The 14,195-nt window shown below is 38.5% G+C and carries 9 protein-coding genes, 3 tRNA genes and 4 rRNA genes; all 16 read left to right on the top strand.

Annotated features, from left to right (window positions below; all coding sequences use genetic code 11):
- The first annotated feature begins 154 nt into the window (after positions 1-154).
- The 16 genes from ACKF5P_RS08680 (at position 155) to ACKF5P_RS08605 (ending at position 14,177) form a co-directional block, all read left to right on the top strand.
- Entirely contained in the window at positions 155-616 is a 462-nt protein-coding gene (locus ACKF5P_RS08680; RefSeq protein WP_408954812.1) for an RrF2 family transcriptional regulator, read from the top strand.
- Positions 617-711: 95 nt separating this feature from the next.
- Positions 712-1,878: a cysteine desulfurase NifS gene (gene nifS, locus ACKF5P_RS08675; protein WP_408954811.1), complete on the top strand. Its 1,167-nt coding sequence runs from the start codon at positions 712-714 to the stop codon at positions 1,876-1,878.
- Between the two features lie 50 nt (positions 1,879-1,928).
- Positions 1,929-2,366 carry a Fe-S cluster assembly scaffold protein NifU gene (gene nifU / locus ACKF5P_RS08670; protein WP_408954810.1) on the top strand — a complete coding sequence of 146 codons (438 nt, stop codon included), beginning with the start codon at positions 1,929-1,931 and terminating at the stop codon, positions 2,364-2,366.
- 31 nt (positions 2,367-2,397) lie between these two features.
- Complete coding sequence (gene mnmA, locus ACKF5P_RS08665; protein WP_408956646.1) at positions 2,398-3,471, top strand: tRNA 2-thiouridine(34) synthase MnmA; 1,074 nt, start codon at positions 2,398-2,400, stop codon at positions 3,469-3,471.
- A 454-nt stretch (positions 3,472-3,925) separates the two neighbouring features.
- Positions 3,926-5,450: ribosomal RNA gene (locus ACKF5P_RS08660) — 16S ribosomal RNA — on the top strand.
- A 186-nt stretch (positions 5,451-5,636) separates the two neighbouring features.
- Positions 5,637-8,596: ribosomal RNA gene (locus ACKF5P_RS08655) — 23S ribosomal RNA — on the top strand.
- Positions 8,597-8,848: 252 nt separating this feature from the next.
- Positions 8,849-8,965, top strand: a 5S ribosomal RNA gene (gene rrf, locus ACKF5P_RS08650).
- 41 nt (positions 8,966-9,006) lie between these two features.
- A tRNA-Glu gene (locus ACKF5P_RS08645) sits at positions 9,007-9,082 on the top strand.
- A gap of 201 nt (positions 9,083-9,283) precedes the next feature.
- Positions 9,284-9,400, top strand: a 5S ribosomal RNA gene (gene rrf / locus ACKF5P_RS08640).
- Together the 16S, 23S and 5S rRNA genes with 3 tRNA genes alongside form the textbook arrangement of a ribosomal RNA operon.
- A gap of 52 nt (positions 9,401-9,452) precedes the next feature.
- A tRNA-Tyr gene (locus tag ACKF5P_RS08635) sits at positions 9,453-9,537 on the top strand.
- 5 nt (positions 9,538-9,542) lie between these two features.
- Positions 9,543-9,618: transfer RNA gene (locus tag ACKF5P_RS08630), tRNA-Gly, on the top strand.
- Between the two features lie 153 nt (positions 9,619-9,771).
- Positions 9,772-10,149, top strand: a complete 378-nt coding sequence (locus ACKF5P_RS08625; protein WP_408954809.1) for a cell division protein ZapA — start codon at positions 9,772-9,774, stop codon at positions 10,147-10,149.
- Positions 10,149-10,637: a CvpA family protein gene (locus tag ACKF5P_RS08620; protein WP_408954808.1), complete on the top strand. Its 489-nt coding sequence runs from the start codon at positions 10,149-10,151 to the stop codon at positions 10,635-10,637. Before ACKF5P_RS08625 ends, ACKF5P_RS08620 begins: the two co-directional genes overlap by 1 nt.
- Before the next feature lie 16 nt (positions 10,638-10,653).
- Positions 10,654-12,327: a DNA polymerase/3'-5' exonuclease PolX gene (polX, locus tag ACKF5P_RS08615; RefSeq protein ID WP_408954807.1), complete on the top strand. Its 1,674-nt coding sequence runs from the start codon at positions 10,654-10,656 to the stop codon at positions 12,325-12,327.
- A gap of 37 nt (positions 12,328-12,364) precedes the next feature.
- Positions 12,365-13,192: a S1 RNA-binding domain-containing protein gene (locus tag ACKF5P_RS08610; protein ID WP_408954806.1), complete on the top strand. Its 828-nt coding sequence runs from the start codon at positions 12,365-12,367 to the stop codon at positions 13,190-13,192.
- 34 nt (positions 13,193-13,226) lie between these two features.
- Positions 13,227-14,177: a Nif3-like dinuclear metal center hexameric protein gene (locus ACKF5P_RS08605; protein WP_408954805.1), complete on the top strand. Its 951-nt coding sequence runs from the start codon at positions 13,227-13,229 to the stop codon at positions 14,175-14,177.
- Positions 14,178-14,195 lie beyond the last annotated feature (18 nt).

Genomic DNA, 14,195 nt, shown 5'->3' with positions numbered 1-14,195 from the left:
TATTTTTGGAAATAATTATAGAATTATAGGGCTAAAGACTTCAAAAACAACTTGAGATATAATTTTCAAACTGGTATTGACAAATTCCTAGTGCTGTGGTATGATTACTTTAGCAAAACCAACAACAAAGGTCGGGATTAATAGGAGGGATTTAATGAAACTGTCAACCAAAGGTCGCTATGGGGTAAGGGCGATGTTCGATTTAGCTTTACATCAAGGTGATGGGCCAACTCCACTTAGGAGTATAGCTGAAAGGCAGAATATATCTGAGCATTATTTAGAACAGTTGATTGCTAACTTGAGAAAAGAAGGTTTAGTTAATAGTGTACGGGGAGCTCATGGAGGATATTTATTATCTAAAGTTCCTGCCGAAATAACGATTGGAGATATTATTAGAGTATTAGAAGGGCCAATTGCCCCAGTAGATTGTGTATCTGATAAAGTGGAAGAGGATAAGTGTGAAAATATTACTGACTGTGTTGTTAGGATAATCTGGGAAAGAATGAAAGATAGCATTAATGAAGTATTAGATGAAATTACATTAGAAGATTTGAGGCAAGAAGCTATTAATGCTAAACAAAATAGTGCCCAGCACGGTTATATGTATCATATTTAGTGGTTGGCAATTATCAATTAGCTCTTCAATTAGATTTTATAGGCTGGAGATTAATTACTAGTTACTAATCACTAACTAATGAAGGAGGAGTAGAGATGAAGAAGATATATATGGATTATGGAGCAACAACACCGGTGGATAAGGAAGTTGTTAAGGCAATGGAACCTTATTTTAATGAAGTATACGGTAACCCTTCTAGTTTTCACTCTTTTGGAAGAGAAGCTAAAAATGCTATTACTGAAGCTAGAGATCAGGTTGCTCAGTTAATTGGTGCAGATGAAGTAAAAGAAATAATTTTCACTAGTGGTGGAACGGAAGCTGATAATTATGCTATTAAAGGAGTTGTGTCTGCTTTAGAAGAGCAGGGTAAGCATATTATTACGTCTTCTATTGAACATCATGCTGTATTACATACTTGTGAATATTTAGAAAAAGAGCGAGGTTTTGAGGTTACTTATTTACCAGTAGACGAAGATGGATTTGTTGATCCACAAGATGTAAAAGATGCAATTACTGAAGAAACTATTTTGATTACAATTATGTTAGCTAATAATGAGATGGGTACTATTCAGCCAATTAGTGAGATTGGTGAAATTGCTAAAGCTGCTGAGATAACCTTTCATACTGATGCTGTTCAAGCAGTAGGAACGATTCCAGTTGATGTCAATCAATTAAATGTAGATTTATTAGCATTATCTGCCCATAAATTTAACGGGCCAAAAGGAGTAGGAGCTTTATATGTAAGAAAAGGAACAAAAATTAAAAAGTTTCTACATGGTGGAGCTCAAGAGAGGAATAGAAGAGCAACAACAGAAAATGTTCCTGCGATTGTAGGTTTAGGGAAGGCTTCTCAGTTAGCTAGAATAAACTTAGAGCAAAAGAAAGATAGATTAACTGAATTAAGAGACAAGCTGATCAATGGAATAGAAGAGAGGATTGATCATGTAAAATTAAATGGGCATCGGACTAATAGATTACCTGGAAATATTAATTTTAGTATTAGATATATTGAAGGTGAATCAATCTTAATGAAGTTAGACTTAGAAGGGATAGCTGCTTCAAGTGGTTCTGCTTGTACTTCAGGTTCTTTAGATCCCTCTCATGTATTATTGGCAATGGGTTTATCACACGAGATAGCTCATGGTTCTTTACGGTTAACTTTAGGTAAATATAATACAGAAGAAGAAGTGGAAGAAGTATTAAAAAGATTACCTAGAATTGTAGCTGATTTAAGGGCTATGTCACCAATTTATAATCAATAGTTCTTATAAAATATATTAAATAGAAAATAATAATAAAGGAGTGGCTGTAGATGTATAGTGATAAAGTTATGGATCATTTTGAGAATCCACGTAATGTAGGTGAGATAGAAAATCCTAATGGTGTAGGAACTGTTGGCAATGCAAAGTGTGGAGACATTATGAAGATGTATATTAAAGTAGAAGATGACAAGATTAGTGATATAAAATTTAAAACTTTTGGTTGTGGAGCTGCTATAGCTACAAGCAGTATTACTACTGAGATAATCAAGGGAAAGACAATAGAAGAAGCTCAGCAATTGAGTAATCAAGCTGTAGCTGAGGCATTAGATGGATTACCTCCAGCTAAGATGCATTGTTCTAATTTAGCAGCAGATGCATTACATAAAGCTATTAATGATTATTTAGGTATCGAGATTGAAGAAGGTGATGGTGAAGATGATCATCATGGACATGACTTTGAAGAAGAATGTACTTTGGATATGAATTAATAAACTTTGATCATAAAGGGTGAATTAGATGTTGAATAAGGAGCGGGTTGTTGTAGCAATGAGTGGAGGAGTTGATAGCTCCCTGACTGCTGCTTTGTTAAAGGAGGAAGGCTATGAAGTAATTGGAATAACTATGCAGATTTGGCCCACTACTGAGAGTGCTAAAGAAGATGAAGGAGGTTGTTGTTCTTTATCAGCTGTCGAAGATGCAAGAAGAGTAGCAAATAAATTAGATATTCCGTTTTATGTTATTAACTTTAAAGAACTATTTGAAGAAAAAGTTATTCAAAATTTCAAAGAGGAATATGCTAAAGCTCGGACTCCTAATCCTTGTATCATGTGTAATAAAGAGATTAAGTTTGGTGCTTTCTTACAGAAAGCTAAAAAATTAAATGCTTATTATATGGCTACTGGTCATTATGCTAAAATCGATCGAAATCAAAAAGGAAGATATATAATTAGAAAAGCTGTTGACAAAAAGAAGGATCAAAGCTATACATTATATAATATGACGCAGGAGCAATTAAAGCATACTTTATTTCCTCTAGCTGAATATAAAAAATCAAAAACCAGGGAACTAGCTAAGGAGTTTGGATTTAGGGTTCATAATAAACCTGATAGTCAAGAAATATGCTTTGTTCCTGATGATGATTATAATAGGTTTTTAAAAGAAAATTATCCTGAAATCATTGAATCAGGGCCAATTCTTGATTTAGAGGGTAATAAACTGGGAGAGCATGATGGTCTTCCTTTTTATACTATTGGGCAGCGAAAAGGACTTGATTTAAAGACACATAAAAAACGGTATGTCGTTGAATTAGATCAAGAAAGAAATGCTGTGATTGTAGGAGATAATGAAGATGTTTTTGCTGAAAGTTTAATTGCTGAGGACTTAAATTGGGTTGCTATTGAGAGTTTACATGATTCTTTAAAGGTACAAGTTAAGATTAGATATAATACATCAGCTGCTGAGGCAACTATTTATCCTGTAAATGATGCTCAAGTTAGAGTAGTATTTGATAAACCTCAAAGGGCAATTACTCCTGGTCAGTCTGTTGTTTTTTATAACCAAGATATAGTAGTAGGAGGAGGATTAATTAAATAGAAAGGGGGGGAGCCCCTTTTCTTAGGTTATAATTTGTTTTTGAAAAAAGTCTAATAAATGCTTGACATTCTAGAATGCAAATGTTATTCTATTAATTGTCGCTTGCAAGAGATATAGAAATTTAATCTTTTCTTGACAAGTTTGAGCTAATATGTTAAATTGTTAGTTGTGCTGGTCAAGGGAGAAAAGTTTTAATTTTTTCTTGACAAGCTCGAAGTAGAGTGATATACTACTCGATGTTGTCGCAAAAAAAGATTGGCGACAAAAAAAGTTTTCAAAAAAGTTCTTGACAAACAAGAGTGAGTTTGATATTATATTAATTGTCGCTTGAGAAAGTGACAGAAAAATTGAACAAGCAATTCGGTCTTTGAAAACTAAACAATGCAATGTTTCAACTAAGCAAGAAGAGCTAGTCAAACTCGTAATCAATGTGCTTTTGCACATGATATAAACTTTAATTGAGAGTTTGATCCTGGCTCAGGACGAACGCTGGCGGCGTGCTTAACACATGCAAGTCGAGCGAGAAAGCTACCTTCGGGTAGTGAGTAAAGCGGCGGACGGGTGAGTAACGCGTGGGAACATACCTTTAAGACTGGGATAACTTCTTGAAAAGGAAGCTAATACCGGATAAACTCCTTTCGGAGCAAAGATGGCTTTTATGCTATCACTTAAAGATTGGCCCGCGTCCCATTAGCTAGTTGGTGAGATAACAGCTCACCAAGGCAACAATGGGTAGCCGACCTGAGAGGGTGATCGGCCACACTGGGACTGAGACACGGCCCAGACTCCTACGGGAGGCTGCAGTGGGGAATCTTCCGCAATGGACGAAAGTCTGACGGAGCAACGCCGCGTGAGTGAAGAAGGTCTTCGGATCGTAAAGCTCTGTCTTTAGGGAAGAATACTTTAATTGTGAATAACAGTTAGGGTTGACGGTACCTTTAAAGGAAGCCCTGGCTAACTACGTGCCAGCAGCCGCGGTAATACGTAGAGGGCAAGCGTTGTCCGGAATCATTGGGCGTAAAGGGTACGCAGGCGGTCTAGTAAGTCAGAGGTGAAATCCACCGACTCAATCGGTGAACTGCCTTTGAAACTACTAGACTTGAGGATAAGGGAAGAAAGTGGAATTCCTAGTGTAGTGGTGAAATACGTAGATATTAGGAAGAACATCAATGGCGAAGGCAACTTTCTATCTTATACCTGACGCTGAGGTACGAAAGCTAGGGGAGCAAACGGGATTAGATACCCCGGTAGTCCTAGCCGTAAACGCTGGATACTAGGTGTTGGGGGTTCGACCCCCTCGGTGCCGGAGTTAACGCATTAAGTATCCCGCCTGGGGATTACGACCGCAAGGTTGAAACTCAAAGGAATTGACGGGGGCCCGCACAAGCGGCGGAGCATGTGGTTTAATTCGAAGCAACGCGAAGAACCTTACCAGAACTTGACATCCCGTGACTACCTGTGAAAGCAGGGTATAGTCCTTTGGACTACACGAAGACAGGTGGTGCATGGCTGTCGTCAGCTCGTGTCGTGAGATGTTGGGTTAAGTCCCGCAACGAGCGCAACCCCTGTCCTTAGTTGCCAGCACGTCAAGGTGGGGACTCTAAGGAGACTGCCGCGGAAAAACGCGGAGGAAGGTGGGGATGACGTCAAGTCATCATGCCCCTTATGTTCTGGGCTACACACGTGCTACAATGGTCTGTACAGAAGGAAGCGATACCGCAAGGTTTAGCAAATCCTGAAAAGCAGATCTCAGTTCGGATTGCAGGCTGCAACTCGCCTGCATGAAGCTGGAGTCGCTAGTAATCGTGGATCAGAATGCCACGGTGAATACGTTCCCGGGCCTTGTACACACCGCCCGTCACACCACCCGAGTTGGGGGCACCAGAAGTCGTCTAAGGACGCCGAAGGTGTGCCTGGTAAGGGGGGTGAAGTCGTAACAAGGTAGCCGTACCGGAAGGTGCAGCTGGATCACCTCCTTTCTAAGGAGTTATTTCAACTCTAGTCGTAGTTGGAACTTGCATTGTTTAGTTTTGAGAGACTGAAATTAAGTTTAAGTTCAAGTTTAAGGCTAAGTAAGAACTTAGTTCTTGTCTTGACTAAAACTTAAACTCAGCCTCAGATTTAAAATTTGTACTTTGAAAACTGCACAATAGATAGTGCGTCTAGATTAAGTTAGTAAGGGCGCACGGTGGATGCCTAGGTGTCAGGAGCCGAAGACGGACGTGGCAAGCTGCGAAAAGCCTTGATGAGCTGCAAACAAGTGATGACTCAAGGATGTCCTAATAGGAGCACCAGGTATGGATAATCCCATATCATCTTAAGGTTAATAAATAGCCTTAAGAAGGGAACCGGGTGAATTGAAACATCTTAGTAACCCGAGGAAGAGAAAGCAAAAGCGATTCCCTAAGTAGCGGCGAGCGAAAGGGGAACAGCCCAAACTGTAATAGTGTCAAGCTTATGGGCATTGCTATTACAGGGTAGTAGGACTATCAGACCTTACCATAAAAAGGTCATAGGATAAGCTTCAGTTAATCGAAGTAGCTGGAAAGCTACGCCACAGAAGGTAATAGCCCTGTAGGTGAAAATTGGAGTTGACTAGATAGTATCCTGAGTACCATGAGACACGAGAAACCTCGTGGGAAGCAAGGAGGACCATCTCCTAAGGCTAAATACTTCCTGACAACCGATAGTGAACCAGTACCGTGAGGGAAAGATGAAAAGAACCCCGGGAGGGGAGTGAAATAGAATCTGAAACCGTGTGCCTACAAGCAGTCAGAGGACGTTAAAGTCTGATGGCGTGCTTTTTGCATAACGAACCGACGAGTTATGATCTGTAGCGAAAGGTTAAGCCAAAGAAGGTGAAGCCGTAGCGAAAGCGAGTCTTAAAAGGCGAAAGTTGCAGGTCATAGACCCGAAACCGAGTGATCTATCCATGACCAGGATGAAGCACGTGTAAGAACGTGTGGAGGTCCGAACTGCATTGGCGTTGAAAAGCCATGGGATGAGTTGTGGATAGGGGTGAAAGGCCAATCGAACTCGGAGATAGCTGGTTCTCCTCGAAATAGCTTTAGGGCTAGCCTCAAGTGTTATAATTTGGCGGTAGAGCACTGATTGGACTAAGGGCTTTATAGAGTTACTGAATCCAGTCAAACTCCAAACGCCATCTTATTAAGCTTGGGAGTCAGACTATGTGGGATAAGCTTCATAGTCGAGAGGGAAACAACCCAGACCGTCAGTTAAGGTCCCAAAGTATGGACTAAGTGGTAAAGGATGTGAGATTGCATAGACAACCAGGATGTTGGCTTAGAAGCAGCCATTCATTTAAAGAGTGCGTAATAGCTCACTGGTCGAGTGATCTTGCGCTGAAAATGTACGGGGCTAAAGTCCATCACCGAAACTACGGATTGGTATAACCAATGGTAGAGGAGCATTCTATATAGGTTGAAGCAGTACCGGAAGGAGCTGTGGACAGTATAGAAGAGATAATGTCGGTATGAGTAACGATAAAATAGGTGAGAATCCTATTCGCTGTAAGTCTAAGGTTTCCTGAGGAAGGCTCGTCCGCTCAGGGTAAGCCGGATCCTAAGCCGAGGCCGAAAGGCGTAGGCGATGGAAAATTGGTTAAAATTCCAATGCTACCTCCTTATCACTATGAGTGATGGGATGACGCAGGAAGATAGGCTAGCCTGGCAACGGTATGTCAGGTTGAAACATTAAGAAGGATGACTTAGGTAAATCCGGGTCGTCATTAACTTTAAGGTGTGACCAGGAGTCTCTACGGAGGCGAAGTAGTTGACTTTACACTGCCAAGAAAAATCTCTAACCAGATAAGAGGTAACCGTACCGCAAATTGACACAGATAGACTAGAAGAGTATTCTAAGGCGCGCGAGAGAACCTTCGTTAAGGAACTCGGCAAAATAACCCCGTAACTTCGGGAGAAGGGGTACCTCATTAGGGTGTATGCTCGAAGAGGTTGCAATAACCAGGCCCAAGCGACTGTTTACCAAAAACACAGGTCTCTGCTAAGACGTAAGTCGATGTATAGGGGCTGACGCCTGCCCGGTGCTGGAAGGTCAAGGGGAAGTGTTAGGCATAAGCTGAAGCGCAGAACTTAAGCCCCAGTAAACGGCGGCCGTAACTATAACGGTCCTAAGGTAGCGAAATTCCTTGTCGGGTAAGTTCCGACCTGCACGAATGGCGCAACGACTTGGGCACTGTCTCAACGAAGGTCTCGGTGAAATTGTATTACCTGTGAAGATGCAGGTTACCCGCGACAGGACGGAAAGACCCCGTGGAGCTTTACTGTAGTCTGATATTGGATTTTGGTACATTATGTACAGCATAAGTGGGAGGCAATGAACTCGGCACGCTAGTGTCGAAGGAGCCTTAAGTGGGATACCACTCTTAATGTGCCGGAATTCTAACCATGCACTGTAATCCAGTGTTGGGACAGTTTCAGATGGGCAGTTTGACTGGGGCGGTCGACTCCTAAAGAGTAACGGAGTCGCCCCAAGGTTCCCTCAGTGCGGTCGGAAATCGCACGTAGAGTGTAAAGGCAGAAGGGAGCTTGACTGCAAGAGCTACAACTCGAGCAGGTACGAAAGTAGGGCTTAGTGATCCGACGGTAGAGCATGGAATTGCCGTCGCTCAACGGATAAAAGTTACCCCGGGGATAACAGGCTTATCTCCCCCAAGAGTTCACATCGACGGGGAGGTTTGGCACCTCGATGTCGGCTCGTCGCATCCTGGAGCTGAAGCAGGTTCCAAGGGTTTGGCTGTTCGCCAATTAAAGCGGTACGCGAGCTGGGTTCAGAACGTCGTGAGACAGTTCGGTCCCTATCCGTCGTGGGCGTAGGATATTTGAAGGGAGCTGTCCCTAGTACGAGAGGACCGGGATGGACGTACCTCTGGTGTACCAGTTGTCTACCAAAGGCATTGCTGGGTAGCTAAGTACGGATTTGATAAACGCTGAAAGCATCTAAGCGTGAAGCTGACCTTGAGATAAGATATCCCATAGAGTGAATCTAGTAAGATCCCTGATAGACTATCAGGTAGATAGGCCAGAGGTATAAGGGTGGCAACATCTTCAGCTGACTGGTACTAATAGATCGAGGGCTTAATCTAGAATATATCTATTGTGCAGTTTTAAATGTATAATAAAGCATTTAATACTGAATGCTGAATAGTTAAAGAACTTAGAAATTTATTTATTAAAAAGTTCTTGACAAAGAAGAATGAAAATGTTAAGATATTAATTGTTGAATTGAGACAAGCTTAAAATAAGCATTGAATATTGAATAGTTAATAATTAAAGTCAAAAGCACTTGAAGAACTTAATTGTTCAATATTAGATATTAATTATTAATTGAACAAGATTCTGGTGGTAATTGCGGAGGGGTAACACCTGTTTCCATTTCGAACACAGCAGTTAAGTCCTCCAGCGCCGATGGTACTGCAGGGGCAGCCTTGTGGGAGCGTAGGTCGCTGCCAGAATTTAAATATAGATAATTGTTATCTATTAATTGACCTGATATGCCCCCATCGTCTAGTGGCCTAGGATACCAGGTTTTCATCCTGGCGACAGGGGTTCGAATCCCCTTGGGGGTACCAATGCAACTAAATCAAAGGTGCCAAGTTAAAGTTAAGCAGAGTAACATAATAGGAAAGACTTATCTACTCTATCCACGGAGAGTTTTAGTTTTTTAAAACTCGGGAGGTAGTAACAAGAACAATTGATAGTTTAGAATTGGTAATTAATAAACCAAATCAATAAAATAATTGACATTTTTATTTTTATAAATTAAATAAAATTCTAGTGGTAATTGCGGAGGGGTAACACCTGTTTCCATTTCGAACACAGCAGTTAAGTCCTCCAGCGCCGATGGTACTGCAGGGGCAGCCTTGTGGGAGCGTAGGTCGCTGCTAGAATTCTAATGAATGATTTAATAATTAACAGTTCAAAAATGGCAACTGAATATATGGAGGGGTTCCCGAGTGGCCAAAGGGAGCAGACTGTAAATCTGCCGGCGACGCCTTCGAAGGTTCGAATCCTTCCCCCTCCACCATTTATGCGAAAGTAGCTCAGCTGGCAGAGCGTCTCGTTGCCAACGAGAAGGTCGCGGGTTCGAATCCCGTCTTTCGCTCCATTTTATTTTAAGAAATCAACCTTGTTATCTAGTAGATAGCAAGGTTTTTTATATTATATGGTGAAAAAGGAGGAATTTTAAACTAATTTATTGAAATAGTACATAGTTAGTTGTTAAATTAGTTTTTAAAAGCTTGTGGTGGAGGTAATAGCATTGAGTGAAGAGAAGTTTTCTAATAAAGCTAAAGCTAAGGTTAAAATTTTAGGAGAAGAGTATGTGATTAAAGGTAATGAGCCGCCAGAATATATTTCAACTTTAGCTTCTTTTGTTGATGAACATATGCAAGAAATAAAAGAAGTTAATTCATCTATTCCAAGAAATAGAATTATGGTTTTAGGTGCTATGAATTTAGCTAATAAGCTGTATAAAATTCAAGATTCGTATAAAAAACTGGAAAAAGAGTATGCTAAAACCAGGAACAATTATGAAGAGGTGCTTGCTGAATATAGGGGATTGAAAGAAAAGTACCAAAAGATTCAAGAAGAGTATAATCAGTTTTTAGAGTTAATTGAGAAAGGAGAACTGGATTAGTGGATTTTAATTTAATTGATGTAATAATTTTTAGCTTGTTTCTTATATTTATGATAAAAGGATATTATTTAGGGTTAATCAAGCAAATAACATCATTTTTAGGGGTAATATTAGGAGCTTATATTGCTTTAGAGCAGTATTCTATTGTGGCTGATCTTGTTACTCAGCAATTTAATTTGGAACTTAGATTAGCAGAAGTTATTTCTTTTTTAGTAATTATTGTGGTTGTTAGTTTCATTATTAATTATATTGGTTCTCTTTTAAATAAGTTTTTAGATATTATTCTTTTATCTTTTGTTGATAACTTGGCAGGAGTAGTTGTGGGATTTTTTAAAGCGTTTGCAATCAGTTATATTCTAGTTTTAATTTTAGAAATGATACCATTAGAAATGATAGAACAACAGTTAGAATTATCTTATTTGACTCCTAAGTTATTACAAATAAGCCCTGTAATTGAAGAAAAAATAATCGAATTTTCTCAATATTGATCTTGGAGGCACAAAGATGAATAATTTAAATGTCAGTTTAATCTTATCTAATATAGCTAACTTGTTAAAAATCAAAGGGGAAAATAAATATAAAGTGGCTACTTATGAAAAGGCTAGTAAGGTAGTTAAAGGTTTAGAGGCTGATATTAAGTACTTGGTAGATAAAGAAGAGGTAGATTCTTTATCTGGAATTGGAGAAAGCTTGGCTGAAAAGATAAGTGAAATAGTCTTAACGGGTAGTTGTAATTATTATCAAAGACTTATAGATAAATATCCTGTTAGTTTGATTACTTTACTTGATGTTCCTGGCTTGGGTATTAGTAAGGTGCGAAAAATTTATGAAGAGTTAGGAATTGATAATTTATCTGATTTGAAAACTGAGGCAGAGTTAGGACAATTATCACAGCTTTCAGGAATAGGAGCTAAAACAGAAGAGAAGATTTTAGAAGGAGTTAATAGATTACTGAAAAATAGAGGGAAAGTTGATTTAGGTTTAGCTACTGAACTGGCAAGTGGAGTAATTGATTATTTAAGTCAGTTAGAAGCGGTATCAAAAGTCAAACTTGCAGGGGAAATGAGAAGAAATTTAGAAGTGATAACTGAAATTATACTGGTAGTAGCAAGTAGTAATTTTTCTGAAGTTTTTAACATTGTGAAAAAGTTAGCTTTTTTTGAATTACAATTACAAAAGAGTGAAGAAATTATTTTAATGACTGATTTTGGAATAGTAATTCGAATTGTAATAACAAGTAAAGAAAACTTTTATCTTAAATTATTTGAACTAACGGGAACTAGGAAGTATAATCAAAGTTTAAAAGAAGTGCTCGATTTTTCAACAGTGAAGGAGTCAACTGTTCAGTTTAAAAGTGAAACAGAAATCTTTAAAGCTGGTAGATTTCCTTACATTATTCCTGAATTAAGAGATGATTTAGACAGCTTGAAATACGCACAGCAAAATAAGCTTCCCAAAAGTATAGAATTGGATGATATTAAAGGGGATTTACATATGCATTCCCAGTGGAGTGATGGAAGACATACAATTGAAGAAATGGCTAGAGCTTGCCAACAGAGAGGTGATCAGTATTTAGCTATTTGTGATCATAGTAAGTCGCTGAGGGTAGCTAATGGACTGAGTGTGGAGCGATTAAAAAAGCAAGCAGAAGAGATTGATAAGCTGAATCAAAAATTGGAGATAACTATTTTAAAAGGGATTGAAGTTGATATTTTAGAAGATGGATTGGATTATAATAATCAAGTTTTAGAGGAATTAGATATTGTGGTTGCTTCTATACATAGAAGGTTTAATAATTCTACTACTAGAATAACAGAGGGGATTTTTAAAGCTTTAGAGAATCCTTATGTTGATATCTTAGGACATCCTACTGGACGTTTGGTCTTAAAGCGACCGCCATATGCGGTTGAAATGGAAAGAGTAATTAAAAAAGCAGTTGAAACAAATACTATATTAGAAATTAATTCGGCAGCTAAGAGATTGGATTTAAATGCTGAACATGCTAAGCTAGCTAAAAGCTTAGGGGCCAAGTTTGTGGTTAATACTGATGCTCATCACGTTAGACAATTGGATAATTTGAAATATGGAGTAGGGGTTGCCCGAAAAGGATGGTTAGAGAGTAAAGACGTAGTAAATACATTTGATTTGCAGAAATTGAAGGATACATTAAGAAGTTAAATTAATAATAAATTATAAAGGAGTTGTAATTGTAATAGTGAAATTAGGAAAGTTTAATCAGGGAGAAGTAATAAAGCGAACAGATTTTGGAGTGTATTTAAATATTGATAATGAAGAGGTATTATTACCACTTAAGTATGTTCCTAATGGAACTGAAATTGGGGATGAGTTAAAAGTATTTATTTATAAGGATTCTCAAGAGAGAAATATTGCAACTACATTGAGTCCTAAGGCTAAAGTTGGCGATTTTGCCCATTTAGAGGTTAAGGATGTCAATCGAGTAGGTGCTTTTTTAGATTGGGGTTTAGAAAAAGATCTATTTGTACCTTTTGCGGAGCAGGAAGGTAAGATGAAAGAGGGTAACAGTTATGTTGTAAGGGTCTTTTTGGATCAACAGACTGAGCGAATAACTGCTAGTCAAAGACTTGATAAATTTATAGAACAAGAGCAGGTAGATATCAGTGAAGGTGATCAGGTAGAGCTTTTAATTTATAGGTTTACTGATTTAGGGGTTAAAGTGATCATTAATAATAAATATTATGGATTGATCTATAATAATGATCTTTATCGAGAGTTAGAAGTAGGACAAGAGATTACAGGATATATTAAGAAGGTTAGAGATGATAATAAGATAGATGCCAGTCTTAGAAAGATAGGATATGGTAGGATCGAAGATGCTAAAGAAAAGATTCTTAATCAATTAGTAACAGAGGAGGGTTTTTTACCTTTGCATGATAAGAGTTCACCGCAAGCAATTAAGGATAGGTTAGAGATGAGTAAGGGTAGTTTTAAGAAGGCGATTGGTGGACTGTATAAAGAAAAAATTATAGATATAACTAAAGAAGGTATTAAGCTAAAAAAATAAAATATAATGAAAGTTATGCTTAGGAGGTTGCGTGATGAAATTAAATGAGATTTATCAATTAGCAGTAGAGTTAGGTATGGAGGTTGATCCTCGAGATAAGGCTGAGGTGGAAAAGGTATTAAAAAAAGTAGAAGAAGAATATGCTGAGTTAGATGAGGAGGAAAAGGAATTTTTTGATCAAGCTAGTTTAGAGAATCCTTATCCTGATACTAGAATTTTGACAGGAGATAAAGAAGCAGAGGTTGAAAGGGTCTTAATGGGGATTGATATTGATACAGGAGAGGTTTTGCTAGCAGATAGATTGACTGAAAAAGGAACTAAGATAGATGCTGTAATTGCTCATCATCCAGGCGGTAAAGCATTGGCTGGATTACATGAAGTAATGCATATGCAAGAGGAAATTTTGCATGATTTAGGCGTGCCGATCAATGTAGCTGAGGGGATTATGGCTAAAAGGATCGGTGAGGTGAAGCGAAGCGTGATGCCTTTGAATCATAATAAGGCAAGAGATGCAGCTAAATTATTCAATTTAGCGTTAATGTGTGTTCATACGCCGTCAGATAATTTGGTTGTTGACTTCTTACAAGAGAAGATTGATCAAGCTGAAGTTGATACTGTTGGAGATGTTCTTGAAGTGTTAAAGGAAGTTCCTGAATATAAGGAAGCAACTAAGTTAAAAGCTGGCCCTAATGTAGTCGTTGGGGATGAGAAAAGAAGTGCGGGTAAGGTAGTAGTAGAGATGACAGGAGGAACAGGTGGTTCTAAAAAAGCTTTTGAGAAGTTGGCCCAAGCTGGTGTGGGAACTTTAGTTTGTATGCATATTGGAGAAGAGCATCGTAAGAAAGCAGAGGAGAATCATATTAATGTAATTATTGCTGGACATATGGCAAGTGATTCAGTAGGAATGAATCTATTTGCTGATCGATTGGAAGAGCAGGGTGTTGAGGTTATTCCTTGTTCAGGATTAATACGTGTTAGTAGATAAAATTTTTTAGGCATTAAA

It is taken from the genome of Natroniella sp. ANB-PHB2, from assembly GCF_046097105.1.
Classification (GTDB): domain Bacteria; phylum Bacillota; class Halanaerobiia; order Halobacteroidales; family Halobacteroidaceae; genus Natroniella.
The sequence above is the reverse complement of the archived record's forward strand: the minus strand, read 5'-3'. Positions and strand labels throughout refer to the sequence as shown.